General features: G+C 62.1%; 15 protein-coding genes and 1 other RNA gene. 10 read left to right on the forward strand and 6 right to left on the reverse strand.

Annotated features, from left to right (window positions below):
• From dxs to hpnK, 5 genes are all read left to right on the forward strand, one after another.
• Nucleotides 1–1462: 1-deoxy-D-xylulose-5-phosphate synthase (dxs, locus tag G442_RS22855; RefSeq protein WP_035376799.1), on the forward strand; the 1462-nt coding region annotated here is incomplete at its 5' end.
• Complete coding sequence (locus G442_RS0116280) at nt 1462–2106, forward strand: ABC transporter substrate-binding protein (RefSeq protein ID WP_026398843.1); 645 nt, start codon at nt 1462–1464, stop codon at nt 2104–2106. The genes dxs and G442_RS0116280, both read left to right, overlap by 1 nt.
• 76 nt (nt 2107–2182) lie before the next feature.
• A complete protein-coding gene (gene hpnI / locus G442_RS0116285) occupies nt 2183–3385 on the forward strand; it encodes a bacteriohopanetetrol glucosamine biosynthesis glycosyltransferase HpnI (protein WP_051292438.1) in 1203 nt (400 codons plus the stop codon).
• A 170-nt stretch (nt 3386–3555) separates the two neighbouring features.
• Nucleotides 3556–4980, forward strand: coding sequence for a hopanoid biosynthesis associated radical SAM protein HpnJ (gene hpnJ / locus G442_RS0116290; RefSeq protein WP_026398845.1), 1425 nt, complete (start codon nt 3556–3558; stop codon nt 4978–4980).
• Nucleotides 4981–5069: 89 nt separating this feature from the next.
• On the forward strand, nt 5070–5915 hold the full coding sequence (hpnK, locus tag G442_RS0116295; protein ID WP_026398846.1) for a hopanoid biosynthesis-associated protein HpnK: 846 nt from the start codon (nt 5070–5072) through the stop codon (nt 5913–5915).
• A gap of 250 nt (nt 5916–6165) precedes the next feature.
• On the opposite strand, the gene G442_RS0116300 is transcribed toward hpnK, so the two are convergent.
• Entirely contained in the window at nt 6166–7296 is a 1131-nt protein-coding gene (locus G442_RS0116300) for a cysteine desulfurase family protein (protein ID WP_026398847.1), read from the reverse strand.
• Nucleotides 7297–7899: 603 nt separating this feature from the next.
• Here G442_RS0116300 and G442_RS0116305 point away from each other — a divergent pair.
• Nucleotides 7900–8565 (forward strand): alpha/beta hydrolase, encoded by a 666-nt coding sequence (locus G442_RS0116305; protein ID WP_026398848.1) that lies wholly within the window; start codon nt 7900–7902, stop codon nt 8563–8565.
• Nucleotides 8566–8647: 82 nt separating this feature from the next.
• Nucleotides 8648–9925, forward strand: coding sequence for a tyrosine--tRNA ligase (gene tyrS, locus G442_RS0116310; protein WP_051292439.1), 1278 nt, complete (start codon nt 8648–8650; stop codon nt 9923–9925).
• Between the two features lie 60 nt (nt 9926–9985).
• Here the strand turns inward: tyrS and G442_RS0116315 are convergent, their stop codons facing one another.
• The 5 genes from G442_RS0116315 to ssrA all read right to left on the reverse strand — a co-directional run bounded on the left by G442_RS0116315 (nt 9986) and on the right by ssrA (nt 14494).
• Nucleotides 9986–10903, reverse strand: a complete 918-nt coding sequence (locus G442_RS0116315) for a GIY-YIG nuclease family protein (RefSeq protein WP_026398850.1) — start codon at nt 10901–10903, stop codon at nt 9986–9988.
• A 213-nt stretch (nt 10904–11116) separates the two neighbouring features.
• The gene (locus tag G442_RS0116320) at nt 11117–11509 is read right to left on the reverse strand and encodes a VOC family protein (RefSeq protein WP_026398851.1); all 393 of its coding nucleotides are present in this window, start codon (nt 11507–11509) and stop codon (nt 11117–11119) included.
• 177 nt (nt 11510–11686) lie between these two features.
• Nucleotides 11687–13375 carry a fumarate hydratase gene (locus G442_RS0116325; RefSeq protein ID WP_026398852.1) on the reverse strand — a complete coding sequence of 563 codons (1689 nt, stop codon included), beginning with the start codon at nt 13373–13375 and terminating at the stop codon, nt 11687–11689.
• Between the two features lie 42 nt (nt 13376–13417).
• Nucleotides 13418–13954, reverse strand: a complete 537-nt coding sequence (locus G442_RS0116330; RefSeq protein ID WP_026398853.1) for an SspB family protein — start codon at nt 13952–13954, stop codon at nt 13418–13420.
• Nucleotides 13955–14160: 206 nt separating this feature from the next.
• Nucleotides 14161–14494, reverse strand: a transfer-messenger RNA (tmRNA) gene (gene ssrA, locus G442_RS24550).
• Nucleotides 14495–14615: 121 nt separating this feature from the next.
• Between ssrA and G442_RS22860 the strand changes: the two genes are divergently transcribed.
• The 3 genes from G442_RS22860 (at nt 14616) to G442_RS22865 (ending at nt 18717) form a co-directional block, all read left to right on the forward strand.
• The gene (locus G442_RS22860; protein ID WP_084440662.1) at nt 14616–15203 is read left to right on the forward strand and encodes a Dabb family protein; all 588 of its coding nucleotides are present in this window, start codon (nt 14616–14618) and stop codon (nt 15201–15203) included.
• Between the two features lie 153 nt (nt 15204–15356).
• Entirely contained in the window at nt 15357–16265 is a 909-nt protein-coding gene (gene thyX, locus G442_RS0116340; protein WP_026398854.1) for an FAD-dependent thymidylate synthase, read from the forward strand.
• 262 nt (nt 16266–16527) lie between these two features.
• Nucleotides 16528–18717, forward strand: a complete 2190-nt coding sequence (locus G442_RS22865) for a M3 family metallopeptidase (RefSeq protein WP_246789498.1) — start codon at nt 16528–16530, stop codon at nt 18715–18717.
• The last annotated feature ends 148 nt before the right edge of the window (nt 18718–18865 follow it).

The following is an 18865-nucleotide window of genomic DNA, read 5'->3' on the forward strand; positions in this document are numbered from 1 at the left end:
CGGCGCGGAACGCCTGATCGTCATCCTCAACGACAACGAGATGTCCATCGCGCCGCCGGTCGGCTCGATGTCGAACTACCTCTCGCGCCTGATGTCCTCGCGCCAGTTCATGGGGCTGCGCGACCTCGCCGGGAAATTCGTCAGGAAGCTGCCCGACCGGCTCGAGCGCACGGCCAAGAAGGCCGAGGAATACGCGCGCGGCATGATCACCGGCGGCACGCTGTTCGAGGAACTGGGCTTCTACTATGTCGGCCCCGTCGACGGGCACGACATCAGCCAGCTCGTGCCGATCCTGCGCAACCTGCGCGACACGGACAACGGCCCGATCCTGCTGCACGTCATCACCGAGAAGGGTCGCGGCTACAAACCCGCTGAGGCCGCAGGCGACAAGTACCACGCGGTCGCGAAGTTCAACATCGTGACCGGCGAGCAGAGCAAGGCCCCGCCTGGCCCGCCGTCCTGGACCAACGTGTTCGCCCGCGAACTGGTCCGCAGCGCCGAGCAGGACGACAGGATCGTCGCCATCACGGCGGCGATGCCGTCCGGCACCGGCCTCGACAAGTTCGCCAGCAAGTTCCCCGACCGGTTTTTCGACGTCGGCATCGCCGAACAGCACGCCGTGACCTTCGCCGCCGGCATGGCGACGGAAGGGCTGCGGCCGTTCTGTGCGATCTATTCGACGTTCCTGCAGCGCGCCTATGACCAGCTGGTCCACGACGTGGTGCTGCAGAACCTGCCGGTGCGCTTCGCCATCGACCGCGCCGGTCTTGTCGGCGCGGACGGAGCGACCCACGCGGGCTCGTTCGACCTGGCCTATCTGGGTTGCCTGCCGAACATGACGATCATGGCGCCGAGCGACGAGCTTGAACTGCTGCACATGACGGCGACGGCCGCCGCCTTTGACGAGGGCGCGATCGCGCTGCGTTACCCGCGCGGCAACGGCCTCGGGCTGGAGCTTCCGGCCGCGGGCTCGATCATCGAGATCGGCAAGGGGCGCATCGTGCGCGAGATGGGCGCGCAGTCCGGGCGCGAGAAAGGCGGCGTCGCCATCCTCAACCTCGGCCCGCGCATGGTCGAGGTGCTGAAGGCCGCCGACCAGCTCGCCGCCCACGGCCTGGCGCCAACCGTCGCCGACGCGCGCTTCGCCAAGCCGCTCGACACCGCCCTGATCGAGCAGCTGGCGCGCAACCACGCCGTGCTGATCACCATCGAGGAAGGGTCGGAGTGCGGCTTCGGGGCGCTCGTCGCCCATCACCTGTCAAAGACAGGCCTGCTCGACAACGTCCGCCTGCGCACCATGACACTGCCGGACAGGTTCATCGACCACGACAACCAGTTCGACCAATACAACACCGCAGAACTCAACGCCCCGCACATCGTCAAAACCGCACTCAACGCGCTCGGCGTCAATTCAAACATAACCCAGAGCGTCGCCCAGAAAACGGTTTCAGGAGCCAATTGATGATCGATATCCGTCTGACCGCGCGTCGCGCCCTGTCCGCAACAGCGGCGCTGGCCATCACTGTCTCTTTCGGCCCTGGCGCTGCCCGCGCACAGGCGGCAGTCGACGAAACAGCGCCAGTGGCCGCGCTGGATCAGGCGCTTGACAGGATTCAGCAAAAGGACTCGGGCGCTTTCGACGCACGTATGCAGACGCTGGCGCCGGTAATCGACCAGACTTACGATCTCGAAGCCGTGCTGCGTTCCTCCATCGGCGCGGCGCGCTACATGCAGCTTTCCGATCAGGAAAAGCAGACATTGCTCGCGACATTTCGCCAGTACACGGTCGCCCGCTATCTCTCGAACTTCAAACGTGGCTCAGGCGCACGGTTCACGCTCGCCCCGGGCTCCCGCCCGTCTCCGATCGGCGGCGAAAAAATCGTCACGACGCATATCGGCTCGGAAGACAATATGCCTGGAACGGAGGTCGACTATGTCGTCAGACCCGAAGCTGGCTCGTGGAAGATCGTTGACGTTCTGCTGGAGGGGCATATTAGTCAGGCGGCGGCGCAACGCGCGGATTTCGGCTCCACCCTCGCCTCTGGCGGCGTCAACGGGCTGGTCGATGTGTTGAACCGCAAGGTCAAAAGCTTCTCCGAGGACTAATCCCCATTATGCGCCGGCCGCATCGTTCACCGGACCTGCACACACCGCAAAACGCGCCGCGGGATGCCGCGCCCGTATGATCGGCCCGTCTTCGGTCTTTCAGGTCGCCGCAATCGGAAGCGCAGCGCTCGGCCTGGCCGGGTGCGTGCAAGCCGCGCTGGGAACCGCGCTCGTCGCGCGTTTCTGCGCGCGCGAGCGTCGGCGGCAACAGCCTTCCAGTTTTCCGACGGTTACGATTCTCAAGCCGTTGCATGGCGATGAGCCTCTGTTGGATGAAGCGCTGGAAAGCTTCTGCACGCAGGATTATCCTGCGATGCAAATCGTATTCGGCGTTCAGCGGGCCAACGATCCGGCCATTGAACTGGTCCGGCGTCTTCAGGCCCGCCATCCCGGCGTCGACATGAGCCTTGTCGTCAACGGCGCGCTTCATGGGGAAAACCGGAAAGTCAGCAATCTGATCAACATGCTTCCTCACGCGAAGCATGAAATTCTGGTCATCTCGGACTCCGATATCCATGTCGGACCGGATTATCTCCGACAGGTCGTCCTTGCGTTCCAGACGCCCAATGTCGGCCTGGTGACGACTCTCTATGCCGGGCTTCCCGCCAGCAACGCACTACCACGATTGCTGTCAGCCTGTCAGATCAACCACAATTTCCTGCCGGGCGTACTGCTGTCCCGCTATCTGGGGCGTCAGGATTGCCTTGGCGCCACAATGGCCCTCACTCGATCCATGCTCGACCGGGTCGGCGGCCTGGAGGCGCTGGTCGCACACGTGGCGGACGACGCGGTGCTCGGGCGTCTCGTTCGGGCGCAGGGTCAGGACATCGCCATCGCCGGCTGCATGACCTGGACGACGATCGCGGAAGACAGCCTGCCAGCGCTTTACAGCCATGAGCTTAGGTGGGGGCGCACGGTCCGGGCTCTGGCGCCGGTCGGCTATCTCGCATCGTCGATTCAGTTGCCTCTTCTGTGGCTCACGCTGGCTGTCGTGCTGCAGCCGCACGCGTCCTGGCCCCTCGCTCTGTTTTTGTGGTGCTACGGCTTCCGCGCCGCCGCCGCGTTCGTCATGGATCGCTGCGTCGGTCAGCGCTCACTCATGCCCCTGCTGCTGCTCGCGCCGCGAGACTGGCTCTCGGCGATTATCATGGCGAGCAGCATGACCGGCACGCGGGTCGATTGGCGCGGACACACCATGCATGTTTCCGGGCACGTCGCGGGACCGGCCCACGCCCCTCCCATCAGCGCCATTCCCCCTCCTATATCAACAGGGGACTAGAAGCCGCGTCTCCCACACCGGGTCGTTTTTCCCTGCGGCATGACAGCGATACCCGAAACCGCTATGCAAGCGCCTCCGGTATTGAGTCAGTGTCGTCGCGACCCGATTTTCTGACGACCATCCTATCTCCGCCACCCGCTTTGGCTCCAATTCGGCAAGGACCGTCCGCCATGATGAAGACCCTGTTTCTGCAACCCCCGTCATTCGACGGCTTCGACGGCGGCGCCGGCTCCCGGTATCAGGCCAAGCGTGAAATCAAGTCGTTTTGGTATCCGACGTGGCTCGCCCAGCCTGCAGCTCTGGTCGAAGGCAGCCGCCTGATCGACGCGCCGCCCGCGCGCATGGGCATGGAGCCGATTCTCGCCGACGTGAAGAATCGCGATCTGGTCGTCCTGCACACCTCCACCCCGTCTTTCTCCAAGGACGTACAGGTGGCGCAGATGCTCAAGGACGCCAATCCGAACCTGAAGATCGGCATGGTCGGCGCGAAGGTCGCCGTTCAGGCGGAAGAGAGCCTGCTCAAGGCCTCGCCAGTCGATTTCGTAGCGCGCAACGAATTCGACTTCACCATCAAGGAAGTCGCCGAAGGTCGCGATTTCAAGGATATCGACGGCATTTCCTGGCGCAACAGCGAAGGCGTGATCGTCAACAACCGCGACCGCGCCATGATCGAGAACATGGACAGCCTGCCGTTCGTGACGGAGGTCTATAAGCGCGACCTGCGGATCGAAGACTACTTCATCGGCTATCTGATGCACCCGTACATCTCGATCTACACGGGTCGCGGATGCAAATCGCGCTGCACGTTCTGCCTGTGGCCGCAGACGGTCGGCGGCCATAACTACCGCACCCGCAGCCCGCAGCACGTCGCCGCCGAAATCCGCCTTGCGAAGCAGTATTTCCCGCAGGTGAAAGAGTTCTTCTTCGACGACGACACCTTCACCGACGACCTGCCGCGCGCCGAGGCGATCGCGAAGGAACTCGGCAAGATGGGCGTCACCTGGTCGTGCAACGCCAAGGCGAACGTTCCCCGTAAGACGCTTGAAGTCCTGAAGGACAACGGCCTGCGCCTGCTGCTGGTCGGCTATGAGAGCGGCAACCAGCAGATCCTTCACAACATCAAGAAGGGCATGCGGGTCGAAGTGGCGCGCGAGTTCACGAAGAACTGCCACGAACTCGGCATCAAGATCCACGGCACCTTCATCGTCGGTCTGCCTGGCGAGACGAAGGAGACGATCCAGGAAACGATCAAGTTCGCGACCGAGATCAACCCGCACACCCTGCAGGTTTCCCTCGCGGCGCCCTATCCCGGCACCGCCCTGCACAAGCAGGCGACCGAGAACGGCTGGCTGGACGAATCCCACGCCGAGCTGATCGACGAGAACGGCGTGCAGATGGCGCCGCTGCATTATCCGCACCTGTCGCACACCGAAATCTTCAACAGCGTGGATGAGTTCTACCGGAAGTTCTATTTCCGCGCGCCGAAGATCGCGTCGATCGTCAACGAGATGGTGCGCAGCCCGCAGATGATGAAGCGTCGTCTGCGCGAAGGCGTGGAGTTCTTCCACTTCCTGCGCGACCGCCGCGCGGCCTGATGCGCGGGAGGCCGACCACCGCCCGTCGCCCGGCGCGAAAGAGCCGACGGCGGGTGGGCCAACGCCTCCCCCTGACGCGCCGCTGAATCATGAAGCGCGCCATCATTTCCGCTGACGATTTCGGCCTTTCGGTCGAAGTCAACGAAGCAATCGAGATCGCCCACCGTGACGGCCTGCTGTCGACGGCCAGCCTGATGGTCGCAGGTCCCGCGTTCGACGACGCCGTCGAGCGCGCGCACCGTCTGCCGGACCTGCGCGTCGGGCTTCATCTGGTGGCGATCGAAGGACCGGCGAAGCTGCCGCCCGCCGACATTCCCCTGCTGGTCGCTCAGGACGGGCAGTTCCCGTCCGATCAGCTTCGGCTGGGCGTAGAGTATTTCTTCCGGCCGTCTGTCCGGCGCGAACTCGCCGCCGAGATCGCGGCGCAATTCGAAGCGTTTCGGAGCACGGGTCTGCGCCTGGACCATGCCAACGCCCACAAGCACATGCACCTCCATCCCACCGTCGGGGCGCTGCTGATCGAGATCGGCAAGAAATTCGGCCTGCGAGCGGTGCGCGTGCCGCTGGAGCCGTTAGAGCCGCTCTACGCGGCCGGGATTTATACCGACACTCTGGGCGACGCTGCTCTACGCCGCTGGACTGCACTGCTTCGACATCAAGCCCGCGAAGCAGGTATGATCACCAACGACTGGTGCTTCGGCCTCGCATGGAGCGGGCATATGACGCCGAGCCGCGTGGCGGCTCTGGCCGCGCATTTGCCGGAAGGCGTGTCGGAAATCTATTTTCATCCCGCCACGAGCAAAAATGCGCTGATAAGCCGGTTGATGCCCGACTATGAACATGAAGCGGAACTGGCCGCCCTGTGCAGCCCCGGTTTCCGCGCCGGGCTGGCCCACTCCTGCACGCGCCTGATCGGCTGGAACGATCTTTATTGAAGCGTTCCAGCCGATCAGCATATCGGACAGCTTCAACGGAATTATGTGCGGCAGGTTCTGAATAACGCAGCGTGGCGGGCGCCTTTGCGTGCTGAAAGACCGGATTCACCGAGACGAGCGAAAGCCAGTTACGGGGCGCCGCCGTCCTTGCGCAGGGAGCGTGACCGATAGAGCCGCCCCCACCACGACGCGTCTCAAATCGGTACATGTTACGACGACTGTCGGGACACGAACCTTCTTTCTGCGCTCACTATCCGTCGCGACGTCGCCGTGAAACGAGACGCGCGTAAGCCGCGTTGAAAACTTCCGCGCAATCATCCGGCGCGTTCCACGGCAGCGAGACACGCACCGCACATCCGGCGAGATCGCCCAGACCCATCGCCTCCAGAACATGCGACGTCGCCACTTTTCCCGAGGAACACGCAGATCCTGCCGACACGCAGACCCCGTCCAGATCAAGCGCGATCAACTGCGCCTCGCCCCTGATCCCGGACAATGCCAAAGAGGTCGTGTTGCCCAGACGAGAAGCTCCGTCGCCACAGACGGTCGCACCGGCCGCTCGCGCAGCGATCTCGATTGCGTCGCGGAGGGGCGCAAGATCCCGGGAACACGTCGACGCAGCTTCAAGCGCAGCAGCCATGCCCATGATAGCGGGAAGAGCCGGCGTGCCGCCGCGGCGGCCACGCTCCTGACCGCCGCCAGCCTGCACCGGCGCCAAAGGCGTCGCCCCCTCGCCCGCGAGCAGCAACGCCCCGGTGCCTTTCGGGCCGCCGAACTTATGCCCAGAAATCGCCAGACTGTCCGCACCCAGAGACCCGAGGTCAAACGCCATTCTGCCCGCCGCCTGCACGGCGTCCACATGAAGGCGTGCCCCGTATCGTCGGCAAAGCGCCGCTATCTCGGATATCGGGTGCAATACGCCGGTCTCGTTATTCGCCAGCATGGCGCAAACGAGCGCGCCATGTTGACCAGCCTCGCTTAAGCGCGCCTCCAACACTTCGAGATCCAGGGTTCCGTCCCGAAGAACGGGAATCGTGCACACAGTGGAGTCGTCTGACGCGCGGCGGATGGCGTCGTGTTCCGTGGCGCCAGCAAGAAGCGTCCGACCAGCCCCAAGGCCACGCACCGCCAACAGATTCGCCTCGGTCCCCCCGGAAGTGAACACACAGTTCTCGGCGGACGCTCCGAACCGCCCCGCCACCAGACGGCGACCGTGGTCCAGCGCCGCACGCGCAGCGCGCCCCGCCCGGTGCGGAGAGCTGGGATTTCCTGTGATTTCCGCGCCTTCCACCATTGCCTCCAAGGCTTCCGGGCGTACAGGCTCAGACGCATTCGCGTCGAGGTACAGACCCGATGCAGGAGTTTTCGGCGAGGAGTTCACGACCGCCGCGTGGGCGAGATATGCACCTTTCCGCCCACGTCTCTCTCACGCTTTTGTACGTTTTCTGTAGCCATTACCGTGAACTCGCAGATATATGTTGCTTCGAAGCCACGATTTGGCGCAAACAAAAGGCGCTCTTGAAGAACCTTAACGAGTGGCGAGACGCCGAATGCGGCGCCAAGCAGGAGGAGTACCTTTCATGGACGTTCGTGCGTTCGAGTCAACCTCCTTCTTACCATCCATCAAGCTCACGGCGCATCACGCCAGCAAGGCTCGCCCGCGCCGTTCGTCGCCTGGCGATCCGGCCGGGTGACTTCCCCGCGTGATGGAAACGGCGGGGGCGGCGCATCGCGCGCAGACCTCCCCTGTTGAATAAGCATCTCGCGCAACGTAAGCCCGGCCCCAAATAGGGAATGGCAAGTGTCTTTGAGCGGTCATGCAGTGCGGAGCTTCGCTTTCGCCGCGCCGCCGCGAAGAGATCAAGTTTCGTGACTTTACATTCGAACCCGACGGATCGGCGAGGCATCGTCACCCGTTCGGCGACCACCTTTAACACGGCGACCGTCATGCCCAGGGACGGCCACCAGGAATCGTGGAACCATAATGCCTGAGGTTATGTTCGCCGGCCCCGACGGCCGCCTAGAGGGACGTTACCATCACTCCAGCGAGCCCAACGCGCCACTGGCGCTGGTTCTGCACCCTCACCCGCTGCATGGCGGGACGATGAACAACCGCATCACGTACGCGATGTACCGCTCGTTCGAGAAAATGGGTTTCTCCGTCATGCGCTACAATTCGCGCGGCGTGGGACGTTCGCAGGGACGCTATGACGGCGGCATCGGCGAAATTTCGGACGCAGCTGCGGCCCTTGACTGGATGCAGGCAGTCAACCCGAACTCCAGCGCGCTGTGGATCGCAGGTTACTCCTTCGGCGCGTTCGTCGGCATGCAGCTTCTGATGCGTCGTCCGGAAGTCACCGGCTGGATCAGCGTCGCGCCCCCGGCCGCTCATTATGACTTCGGCTTCCTTGCTCCCTGCCCGTGCGGCGGCCTGATGATTGCTGGCGGCAAGGACGACATGGCGCCGGAACCGGCCATCCACAAGCTGGTCGACAAGCTGAACACGCAGAAGAACGTCACTGTCGATTATCGGATTTTCCCCGAAGCCGACCACATCTTCGCCAATCAGGCCGAGCAGGTCACCGACGCTCTCGAAGACCATGTCGGCACGGTCATGGCGCGCCGCGCGATGCCGCTGGCGGCTGACTGACGCCCCTTCGGGCTGCGGCGGTTTCTCCTGATCGTCTGGCGTGGTAGACCACCCCGCGCCAGACGATCAGGACCAGACTGAGATGACCCAGCCCGAAGCATTATCCACCGCCACGCTCCGCAGCCCATTTCTGCAGGAAGCCACCGCGCGCGGGTTCCTCTATCAGTGCACTGACGTCGAAGCTCTCGACGCCGCCATGTTGGCCGGCCCGGTCACAGGCTATATCGGCTTCGATCCCACCGCTGACAGCCTGCACGTTGGCTCGGCGACGCAGATCATGTTGCTGCGCCTGTTGCAAAAACACGGCCACCGCCCAGTCGCACTCCTTGGCGGCGGAACGGCGAAAATCGGCGATCCATCCTTCCGCGAAGAAGCCCGCTCACTGATGAGCGAAGAGACTATCGCAACGAACATAGCCGGAATCGAGAAAAGCCTGCGGCAGTTCATGACGTTCGGCGAGGGCTCTTCTGACGCCGTTCTCGCCAACAACGCCGATTGGCTCGACCGCCTTCCCTATATCGAATTGCTTCGCGAAGTCGGCGTGCATTTCTCGGTCAATCGTATGCTGTCTTTCGATTCCGTGAGATCGCGTCTCGAGCGCGAGCAGGGCCTGACGTTCCTCGAGTTCAACTATTCCATTTTGCAGTCTTTTGATTTCCGAGAACTGAATCGACGTCACGGCGTAAATCTGCAGATGGGCGGGTCCGACCAATGGGGTAATATCGTCTCGGGCATCGACCTTGTCCGCCGCACGGACGGCAAGCAAGTCTTCGGCCTGACCGCGCCGCTGCTGACCACGTCGTCCGGCGCCAAGATGGGCAAATCCGCCAAGGGCGCCGTTTGGCTGTCGGCGGAGCGGCTGCCCGTGTTCGAGTACTGGCAGTTCTGGCGCAACACGGAAGATGCAGATGTCGGCCGCTTCCTCAAGCTCTTCACCGATCTGCCGGTGGAGGAGTGCGATCGTCTCGCCGCAGCAGAAGGCGCCGGGATCAACGAGGCCAAAAAAATCCTCGCCACGGAGGCGACCGCCCTGTGTCACGGGCGCGCCGCCGCCGAGGAAGCCGCCGAGACCGCACGACGCGTGTTTGAGGCTGGGCAGCATGTGGACACCCTGCCGACGCGCACGCTTCCTCACGCTGACCTTGCCGAAGGCATTCCCGCCTTCCGTATTTTTGCAGAGGCTGGACTAGTCGCCAGCAACGGCGAGGCGCGGCGCCTGATCCGTGGTGGCGGCGCACGCGTCAATGACATAGCGGTGACGGATGAGGGGCAGATCGTCTCTTTCGCCGACGCGGTCGACGGCGTAGTCAAGCTGTCTTCCGGCAAGAAGCACCATGTGCTGGTGCGGGCGGGTACATGATTTACATTGCAGATGCGGAAAATTGCCTGAACAGCAATAGGGGAGAGCACTTCTTCTCCCTTATTGCTTTCGTTCCATCACGTCAGCCAAAGATCGTCCTGTCCGGTCTTTCCATTCAAACCAACCGTTAGCCGAACGCCCAAGCAGGTAGACCGCGCCAGGGCTGGGCGATTTGAAAAGAGTATCCCGCGTATAAACGATGCGAGAGCCATCGATGCGCAAAGCACCCTGATCAATCAGGTTTTGGCGCTTGCGATAGTAATTATGCCGACTGAAACTATCTGATACTTCAGACCGCCCATAAGATCCCGACAACACTACCAAACCCTCCTCCGTGTATCGAGCCTGTCCCTCCACGCCAGGAGCCAAGCAGTAAACGGTCACACCTTCTTCATCGGAAGAAATGTTACTTGGTTCCGCAGCCTCGAAAACTGGCGTCGCATCGGTCGATGTCTGACGGCGGGAACGAAGCAACGGTTCGAAGAGAGGATATCCCAGCGTCGTGAATAATATATCGAGCGTTTCAAAAACCTCCCGGCATTCCGCTTCCATGGCTGGCGGAGTATGTGGCTTGCTGCCCGCAGTTCCGTTTTCCAGTTCAAAACGCTCTGCACGCGCGGCTTTGCCAATCGCCAGCCATTCCAGATAATAAGCGTGTGTAACTGTAAGGCTTTGCGTCATCGATAACGAAATCAGCGCTCTATTCCAGAAATCTTTCTTTTCACTATGTTGTTTCAGGCGCGTTCTGAAATTTCCCGTTTGGCCAATATAGGCCTTTGGGACGCTCGTTTCTTCATTTTCACCGAGCAATGCGTAAACCCCGACATAGTCGGCCTCAGGCATGGCAAGAAACGCGCTCAAACATATGCGCGGTACTTCAATTACCTGTAATATCCTTGTGGTAATCGAAGCGACACGAATACCTTGAGGATCGCCGCCGGGAAGAAATATCTGAATCGTTTGTGGGTGCGGCATCATGATTTTATACGCAAACGTATCGTTCGGTCAGACAGAATTGATCGACGTAAGGGGCCACACCCGTAGGATAATTATAGATATTCACCCTCATCATTCGCAAGCGACACTCCCCAACCGCCGCCCTGCTCAAAGCGCACGCCGGGTAACACGACCACCATCAACAATTCGAAAAGCTCTTTTAATTATAAATATTTTCACACAAAATCCCACAAATCACCCCTGATACGAAGAAATCTCCACCAGATTCCGATCCGGATCGCGGCAGTAAACCGACGTGATCGGCCCCAGCGCGCCAAGACGCGCCACGGGGCCTTCCACCACCTCGACGCCACATTTGCGCAAATGCTCGATGATTTCTTCGCTGCGAACGGCGGCAACGAAACACAAATCATTCGCGCCGCAGGTGGAGTATTCGGCGGTCTCCCACCCCTCCATCCCCTCGGGACGCAGATTGATCTTCTGCCCGCCGAATTTCAGGGCGGTGCGGTTGTGGCGACCGTATTCTTCGCGCTCCATGCCCAGGACGCGCTGGTACCATGACGCCGAAATTTCGACGTCGCGAACCGTCAGCACAATATGATCAAGACGATCGACGGTAAAACGCATTCCACGAGCACCTTCCACAAGAGGGACCACAACCTTGCCGAACCGGGGTCCGGCGCGTTGCGACCGCACGCCCCAAAAACGCAAAGGGCCGCGCCACCGCCTCTATGGGGGCATAAAACGGGAGGAATGCAAGCCCCTCGGGATCTAACGCCCCGAGGGATCTGGCTCAGACCCGTATCAGGTCAGGCCGGCGTAGAAGTCATTGCCCTTGTCGTCGATGACGATGAAGGCCGGGAAGTCCTCGACCTCGATCTTCCAGACGGCTTCCATCCCAAGCTCGGGGTATTCCAGAACCTCCACCTTCCGGATGCAATCCTGCGCCAGACGCGCAGCCGGGCCGCCGACGGAACCCAGATAGAAGCCGCCATAACTCTGGCAGGCGTCCTTGACGGCCTTGGAGCGGTTGCCCTTCGCCAGCATGACGAAAGACCCGCCGGCCTTCTGCAGGTCGTTGACGTAGGAATCCATGCGCCCGGCCGTGGTCGGGCCAAAGGAACCGGTCGGCATGCCTGCGGGCGTCTTCGCAGGGCCAGCATAATAGACCGGATGGTCCTTCAGGTACTGAGGCAGCCCCTCACCCCTATCCAGACGTTCCTTAAACTTGGCGTGCGCGATGTCACGCGCCACGACAACCGTTCCCGTCAAAGCTAGACGCTTCTTGACCGGGTGTTTCGACAGTTCCGCACGGATTTCGTTCATCGGGCGGTTAAGATCGATCTTCACGACCTCGCCGCCAAGATGCGCGTCCGTCGTCTCGGGCAGGAAGCGAGCCGGATCACGCTCAAGCTGTTCGAGGAACACACCTTCGGCGCTGATATACGCCTTGGCCTGACGATCAGCGGAACATGACACGCCGATGCCAACCGGAAAGGATGCGCCGTGGCGCGGCAGGCGGATGACACGGACGTCATGGCAGAAATATTTGCCGCCGAACTGCGCACCGATGCCCAGCTTCTGAGTCAGCTTCAGCACTTCGGCTTCCATCGCCTCGTCACGGAACGCCTGAGCGTTTTCGTTGCCTTCGCGGGGAAGAGAATCGTAATAATGGGTGGAGGCCATCTTGACCGTCTTGAGCGTCTGCTCGGCCGACAGACCGCCCAGAACGATCGCGAGGTGATAGGGCGGACAGGCGGACGTGCCGAGCGTCTTCAGCTTCGTCTCAAGCCATTTGAGCAGGTTTTCCTTGCTTGAGATCAGCGCGCGCGTTTCCTGAAACAGAAACGTCTTGTTGGCCGACCCGCCGCCCTTGGCGACGAACAGGAAATCATACTGCTCGGGATGATACGTGCCGGGATTGGCGGCGATATCCACCTGCACAGGTAGATTGGTGCCGGTGTTCTTTTCTTCGAAAATCGTCAGCGGCGCCATCTGGGAGTAACGGAGCGCCGTGCCGGTGTAGGTATTGTAGACCCCACGCGACAGCGCTTCCTCGTCATTGCCTTCCACCCACACCCGCTGGCCTTTTTTACCGACGACGATCGCCGTTCCGGTGTCCTGGCACATGGGGAGCGCGCCGCCAGCGGAAATGCAGGCGTTCTTGAGAAGATCGAGCGCAACGAACTTGTCGTTGTCGGACGCTTCCGGGTCTTTGAGAATTCGGGTCAGCGATTCCAGATGCCCCGGCCGCAGCAGATGCGCGATGTCGTTGAACGCCTCGGTCGCCAGCGCCTCAAGAGCCGTAGCCTCGACACGCAGCACGGTCCGGCCATCGACCGTCAGAGTGCTCACGCCCTCTACATCAAGCTTGCGGTACGGCGTTTCATCGTTACCGAGCTGGAACACTGGAGCGTAAGCGAAATCCCGTGTCGCTGAAGTCTTGGCGGCGGAGGAATCCGGCGCTTTTGCGACGGGGGTCTGAACAGTCATGGTCTCGGTCTCCCGACGTGCGTTCAGCCGACGAGCACACCGTCAGCCTTGATTCGGGCCCTTCTTGCGGAATGCGTCGAGGCTTACGACCGCAGGAGAAGCGTCGGGTTCTGGCTCCGACCGCTCTTCCTGAACGGAGGCGGTTTCTTCCAGCACGGGCGCCGCCGCATCCGGCTCGTCCGGCGTCGTGAAACGCAGGGAGAGCTGGATATGCGGGTCCGCGAATCCCGTAATCGCCGCAACCGGGATCACAAGCGTCGAACCGACCCCGCCAAAAGACAGTCCAACCGAGACGCAGCTCCTGGCCCTGTCGACCGTAAGGTCCCAGAACTGATGCTGCAGCACGATGGTCATCTCATGCGGGTACTGGGCGCGGAGCCGGGCCGGAATCTCCACACCAGGCCAGTCGGTGCGGAAAGACACATAGAAATGGTGGCCGCCCGCAAGCCCCTCCCGGCTCACATGTTCGAGCGCACGCAACATCACCTCACGATAGGCGTCTTCCATCCACGCCTCGTAAGGCAGGAGGCTCTCCGGCAGTTCGCCGCCAAACTCGGTGTCGTCGTGATCGCTGGCCATCGCAAAAGCCCCTGTTTTTAACAAGCGTCCCCCTTGCGCCGTGCGCTTCGGAGACGGTCTTTCGGACGCGCGGCGCAACATGCCGACGCCAGCCCGTTTGGAAGAGGGATGCGGCAAACAGGAGCCGAACGCAAGCGCCGTCGGGCGATGCGTCGTCACGCAAGGGTGAACGCGCCAGAACCGTCATGGGTCGCGAAGAAAACTGAAGTGGGAGGGCTTCTGTTGCCCGGTGCCCTCCCGAACCGCGCTTATCGCTTATGCAGCGACAGCGAGCACCTCAGAGTTATCGTTGGCACTTGTGATTTAGCCCGATGACGGTGGTACAATGCCGGGCAAAAGGAACGGTTTTACCACGCGTGTCGAGCCTGTTTCGTCCCCATGTTTCCCCGCCCCGAAAGGCTGGAGGAGATGGTGGAGACGCCGGGTACCGCCCCCGGGTCCACAACGCTTATTCTACGTTCCGTTTATCGCCATAGCCAAGGGGCCGAAGCCCCTCCTGCACGGCGACATATAGGCGTCCGATTCACTGTGCGCAAGCGCTCGCCATCCCAAAGCGGAGCCACCGCGATCTGCGCGCAACCTCTTGTGACCAGAGCTTTTCCAACCGCCCCCCTCAGGTCGCGTAATATACGCCGACAGACCACCGCCCCGGAGGCCCACAATGAAGCATCTTCCACTCCTCCGCCGCTCCATCCTGCTTGCGGCGATCTGCCTGGCGCCGACTGGCGAACGCGCCATCGCCCAGCCGAGCCAGCGACCGCATACGGCCAGACCGGACGCGGCCGCACTGGCGGCGCAGCAGCTTCGCGACCAGGTCGGCCTCGCCGCCTTCACCGCGCCAGACTTCCGTCCCGGAACGGTGAAGCACATGGTCATGTTCGAACTGCGTCCGGGCGCCACGGACGCCCAACGCAAGATGGTGGTTCAGGAATTTCTGGATCTTGCCCGCCTGTCCCGCCGCCCAAACGGCTCGACCGTCGTCCAGTCGATCGAGACCGGCTTGCAGGATAGCGGCGAAGGCGTTGATCGAGGCCTCCAACTGGGGTTCCTCGTCACGTTCAAGTCGCAGGGCGACAGGAATTTCTATGTAGGGCGACCGATTGTGAATGACCCCGCGTTCTTCGACGCCGCGCACGAGCGCTACAAACAAAAAGTCGGCGCCCTGCTGCAACAGGTCGTGGTGTTCGACTTCCCGGTGTCCGCCACAACTACGCTCGCGGCATTCAGCGGAGGCCACCCCAGCCGGTAACGGTCGCCGCTTGCGCAGCGCCATTCCCGCACGTTCCTATCCGGAGTCCCGCGTGCTAGAGGTCTTCACCCGACACGAAGGTCGCCACGCGCCCTCGCAGCGCATGCGAACGATCCTCGCCATCCCTTTTTCGAAGGCGCCAGACCACCAGCCATGCCCCTGACCGACGCCCAACGCGCCGAGATCGAAGCCCACTCCCAGGCCTCGGCTCCCACACACCGCCCAACCGTTCCCGCACTCGAGGAAAAGCTGTTCAAGCCGATCCCCGTGCTCGACCACGGCTTCATCCGCGTTATCGATTACATGGGCGACGATTCGGCGGTCGTTCAGGCGGCGCGCGTGTCCTACGGACGCGGCACCAAGAAGGTTTCTGAAGATTCGGGCCTGATCCGCTATCTTATGCGGCACAGGCATTCGACGCCGTTCGAGATGTGCGAGATCAAGTTCCACATCAAACTGCCGATCTTCATCGCCCGGCAGTGGATCCGGCACCGCACGGCCAACGTCAACGAATACTCGGCGCGTTATTCGATCCTCGATAACGAGTTCTATCTGCCCGCCCCCGAACATATGGCGGCACAGAGCGCCAGCAACCGTCAGGGGCGCGGCGATACGCTCGACGCCGAGACCGCGCAGCAGGTGATGGAGCTTCTGCGCGACGACGCCGCCAGATGCTACCGAACCTACGAACACCTGCTGGACACCGACGAAGGCCCCGGGCTCGCCCGCGAACTGGCGCGCATGAACCTGACGCTGAACGCCTATACGCAGTGGTACTGGAAGGTCGATCTGCATAACCTGATGCACTTCCTGTCCCTGCGGATCGACCCGCACGCGCAGTACGAAATCCGCGCCTATGCAGAAGCGATGCTCGACATCCTTCGAGCGTGGGTTCCCGTCACCGCCGAAGCGTTTCAGGACTACCGCGTCGGCGCCTTCACGTTCTCGGCCTCCATGCTCGCGGCCCTGCGCCGGATGCTGGCGGGCGAAGCGGTGACGCAGCCCGATTCCGGCCTCAGCAAACGCGAGTGGGAAGAGTTTCAGGCCGCGATTCGTGCCTGACGGCGGGACCTGGGGAACGGCTAAAGGCGGCGGTCCGCAAGACGGTCGCCCGACGCGCCCTCCCCGCCCACCGAGCTTCACGCCGTTTGTGATCGCCGCCGCAGTCCTCGTGGTCATATGGGCCGCGATGGAATTTTTCCTGCCGCCAACACATCCCGCTCATTGGAAAGACCTCTTTCACAGCGAACAAACCTCTCGCTGAGATCGAATGCGCACTGCGCAGCGCTTGACCTGCCGGATCGGCTCGCCATAACGATTCGCCATGATTGCAAAGCATTTCATGGCGTCCGCGCCCCTTCCCTGCCGCCCTTCTCGCCGCAGGTTCCGCAACTCCGCCGCCCTGGGCGCGCTGCTGGCGGCAAGCGCGCTCTGCGCGCTGCCGGGCGCCCGCGCAGACGCCCCGCCGACCAACCCTTTTGTGACAGCAAGCACGCTGCCCTTTCAGGCGCCGCGCTTCGACCTGATCCATGACAGCGATTATCAGCCCGCGTTCGAGCAGGGCATGGCCGAACAGCGCGCCGAGGTAGACCGCATCGCCAACGACCCGGCGGCGCCGGACTTCGAAAACACCATCGCCGCACTCGAACGCTCCGGCAGGATGCTCGATCGCGTCAACAACGTCTTCAGCTGCGTATACGGCGCTGACACGAACCCGGCGCTGGACAAGGTGGAGGAGATCGAGGCCCCGAAGCTGAGCGCGCATCAGGATGCGATTTTCCTCAACCAGAAACTGTTCGCACGCGTGAAGGCGCTTTACGACCAGCGCGACGCCCTGAAACTCGATCCCGAGCAGCGGCAGGTTCTCGAACTCTACTACCAGCAGTTCACACATGCGGGCGTCCAGCTTTCCGCCGCCGACAGGACAACCCTCAGCGCACTCAACGCCCGGATCTCATCGCTTGAAACCACCTTTCAGCAGAAGCTGATGGAGGGCACGAAAGCCGCGGCCCTGATCGTGGACGACAAGACGGTTCTGGCAGGCATCGGCGCCGAAGGCATGATCGGCGCATCGAAAACAGCCTCATCTCGCGGTCTGGATGGCAAGTGGGTCGTCGCGTTGCAGAACACGACGCAACAGCCCGCCCTGTCATCGCTGGAAAACCGCGCGACACGCGAGGCGCTGTTCCAGAAAAGCTGGACCCGCACCGAAAAGGGCGACGCCAACGACACCCGCGACACGGTCTCGCAACTCGCTCAACTGCGTGCACAGAAGGCGGCGCTGCTGGGCTACCCCGACTACGCGTCCTACGAACTTTACGACCAGATGGCGAAAACGCCGCAGGCGGCGCAGGCGTTCATGAATCGCCTTGTCCCCGCGACCCGCGCCGAGCAGGAGCGTGAAGCCTCCGATCTGCAACACGAGATCACAGCTGACGGGAAATCGTTCAAGCTGAAGCCCTGGGACTGGAACCTCTACACCGACAAGCTCCGCCAGAAGCGCTTCGACCTCAACCAGAACGAAGTTCGCCCCTATTTCGAACTCAACACCGTGCTGCGCGACGGCGTGTTCTACGCCGCGAACCAGCTTTACGGCGTGACCTTCAAGGAACGAAAGGATCTTCCGGTCTGGAATCCTGACGTCATGGTCTTCGAAGTTTTCGATAAGGATGGATCGCCGCTCGGCCTCGCCTATTTCGATTACTTCAAGCGCGACAACAAGAACGGCGGCGCATGGATGTCGAATCTGGTCGGGCAGTCGAAACTGCTCGGCACGAAGCCGGTCATTTACAACATCGCCAATCTGCCCAAACCCGAAAAAGGCCAGCCCGCGCTGATCAGCTTCGAAGACGTGGTGACGATGTTCCACGAATTCGGCCACGGCCTGCACGGGCTTTTCGCCAACCAGACCTACCCCATGGTCTCCGGCACCGCCGTCGCGCGCGACTTCGTGGAATTCCCTTCACAGTTCAACGAACACTGGGCGCTCGACCCGAAAGTGCTCGCGCATTACGCCCGGAATATCGACACCGGCGCACCGATCCCCGCCAACCTGATCGACAAGATCCGGCGCGCGGCCCACTTCAATCAGGGCTACGCGCTGGGCGAGATCATCGCCGCGTCAAAACTCGACATGGACTGGCACAGCCTGTCCGCCAGCGCGCCAAAACAGAACGTCGATACGTTCGAGGCCGCGTCGCTGAAGAAAAGCGGACTGGACGTCACCGACGTGCCGCCCCGCTATCGCTCCAGCTACTTCCTGCACATCTGGGCCAACGGTTACGCAGCCGGATATTACGCCTATCTCTGGACCGAAATGCTGGACGACGACGTCTATGCATGGTTCCGCGACCACGGCGGCCTGACCCGCGAAAACGGACAGCGTTTCCGCGACATGATCCTCTCGCAGGGGCATACGCAGGACTACGCCGCAATGTTCCGCGCCTTCTACGGCAAGGACCCGGATATCGGACCGATGCTGCAACATCGCGGACTGGCCCCCGGCGAGAATTGAAGCTTTTCTGAACATTCGTTTCGATACGGGCGCCGTCCTGCACGGCGCCCGCTTTAAAATCGGCCAGAAAAAGCCAGCAGAAACAATGGCGCACCCCGCGTCGCACGGCCGCCCACCCCCAGACCGCACGACGCGCCACCCCTGTTCG

Origin of the sequence: Acetobacter nitrogenifigens DSM 23921 = NBRC 105050 (assembly GCF_000429165.1) — a bacterium.
In the GTDB taxonomy this organism is placed as follows: Bacteria; Pseudomonadota; Alphaproteobacteria; order Acetobacterales; family Acetobacteraceae; genus Acetobacter; species Acetobacter nitrogenifigens.